Genomic DNA, 1,610 nt, shown 5'->3' with positions numbered 1-1,610 from the left:
GGAGTGGGAAATTGGGAATGAAAGATAGGTTAATGGCTAATTTCTAATCAATAATTTCCTTTCCCTAGTTTCTAGCCCCTATTTACTACAGTGTTGGCAAAGGGAAATTGGCGATAATTTGGCAACCTTGCGCTGGTGCTGTTACTATTTTAAATTTACCTCCTAATACTTGAGTCCGTTCTCGCATTCCTTGTAGTCCAAAACCCGTAGTATTTTGATTAGGATTAAAACCTCTACCATTATCTCTAACTATCAGATGTACATTAGTTTTTGCCTCAATTGTAATTTCCACTTCTGTTGCGATGGCATACTTACATATATTAGTGAGAGATTCCTGAATAATACGGTAAATAGCCATTTTTACTTCAGCCGGAATTGGCTGTTGCAAATCCAAGTAAAATGTAGGTAAAATACCCGTAGATTTATAGCAGTCTTCAACCAAAGATGCGATCGCAGTTTCTAAAGACTGTCCTCGCCAAATATCTGAACGTAACGTAGCAACAGATTGACGCACATCTTTTAGCGCCGTTGCCCCTAGTTGTTTTGCTTCTGAGATAAACTCTTTAGCTTCACTAGGGTTAGATTCTAACAATCTCAATGCTGCTTCTAGATGTAGATTAAAAACAGTGAGAGAATGTCCTAAAGAATCATGAATTTCCCGAGCAATGCGGTTTCTTTCTTGTAGTGTAGCAATATCTTCAATTCGCAGAGCATATTGACGGAGTTGTGCGTTAACTTGTGCCAATTCTTCTCTACTTTCTCGTTCTGAGAGTACGGCATCTACTAATAACTGCAAAAATACTACAACTAATCCAAATAATATGATGGAACTAACAAAGATAAATATAAATCGTTCTGGCGGTAACAATGGCATTCCCATTGGTCTCGGCATATTCTGAACACGATATAACTCCGAAACAACAAACAAAACAAAAGCAAACAAAGTAATAATTAATCTACTTTTGCCCTTAAAGATAAAACAATTACGAATAACTAATATAATTATCAGCAGAGGAGCTAGGCGAATACCGCCCCATATAGATGATACCAAGATAAACCCAATCTCTAATCCAGTATAGATCGCCTTATCTAGAGGCTGATTTTTGGGCAATTCTAAACCAATTATACCGAATAATACTAGACAAATAAAGTTCACCAATGGCTGTCTAGGATATGGGGGTAATTGCCATGTCACCAATTCAATTAAAGCAATAATACCCAGCATAATCCACTCCAGATAGAGCAGGAATTTAATCGGATGATTGTGAGGCTGAATGAATTGGCTCATAAAACACGAAATATGATATCAGAATAAAAATAGAGGCGGGTTTTGCTCCATCATAAACCATAAATACCTTAGAATAAAACCACCTGCACATTCCCTATTCCCCAGATCTTGCAAAAGTTGAAATAACCGTAGGGTGGGCAGTCCCCAGCAACGTAATCATCAGCTTTTCACCTTATATTGGGGACTGCCCACCCTACCTAAAACTCTTTTTTGACATTTGTGCAAGATCTCAGTATTCCCTACTTTATAGGACTAAAGTCCTAGATCAAATTAGGGCTTTTGCCTCATGTAGCTTAATTGATACTTTGTATAGGATAGAAGC

At 37.6% G+C, this 1,610-nt stretch carries 1 protein-coding gene; it reads right to left on the bottom strand.

Annotated features, from left to right (window positions below; translation table 11 throughout):
• Positions 1 to 85: 85 nt before the first annotated feature.
• Positions 86 to 1,288, bottom strand: coding sequence for a sensor histidine kinase (locus NJ959_RS29265; protein ID WP_254015277.1), 1,203 nt, complete (start codon positions 1,286 to 1,288; stop codon positions 86 to 88).
• Between the last annotated feature and the right edge of the window lie 322 nt (positions 1,289 to 1,610).

Source organism: Limnofasciculus baicalensis BBK-W-15 (assembly GCF_024178385.1).
Lineage (GTDB): Bacteria > Cyanobacteriota > Cyanobacteriia > Cyanobacteriales > Coleofasciculaceae > Limnofasciculus > Limnofasciculus baicalensis.
This window is presented reverse-complemented; position numbering and strand designations above follow the sequence as displayed.

Bases quoted from the DNA above. Each gene is read 5' to 3' on its own strand.
- NJ959_RS29265 (WP_254015277.1), bottom strand. From the start codon at position 1,288: ATGAGCCAATTCATTCAGCCTCACAATCATCCGATTAAATTCCTGCTC.